The 311-nt window shown below is 58.8% G+C and carries 1 protein-coding gene; it reads right to left on the bottom strand.

From position 1 onward, the window contains the following. A partial coding sequence (locus tag IAE36_RS23515; protein WP_201214978.1) for an immunoglobulin-like domain-containing protein occupies positions 1-311 on the bottom strand: 311 nt, incomplete at both ends.

The raw sequence follows: 311 nt of genomic DNA, 5'->3' as shown, positions 1-311 counted from the left end.
TGCTGTCTTCGCTCACCAGGGTGACGGTGTAGGTGATCTTGCCGCCTTCGATCACGGTGGTGCTATCCACAGACAGCACCGCGGTGACCTTGCTGATGGTGTCGGTCACATTCACCGAAGCTGGGCCGCCGATGACCAGGTTCTCGAACGAGGCGTTCGGAACTTCGGCCTTTGTGATGCCCACTTGGATTTTGCCTTCATCTTTGAAGACATCATCGCCTTGGGCCGGAGCGGCATAGGACTTGGTCGTCTCGCCCGCCTTGAACACCACGGTGGCGTTGTTGCTCAGGGTGACGGTCAGGTCCTTGTCC

The sequence above is a fragment of the Pseudomonas sp. S36 genome (assembly GCF_016647875.1).
Classification (GTDB): Bacteria; Pseudomonadota; Gammaproteobacteria; order Pseudomonadales; family Pseudomonadaceae; genus Aquipseudomonas; species Aquipseudomonas parafulva.
This window is presented reverse-complemented; position numbering and strand designations above follow the sequence as displayed.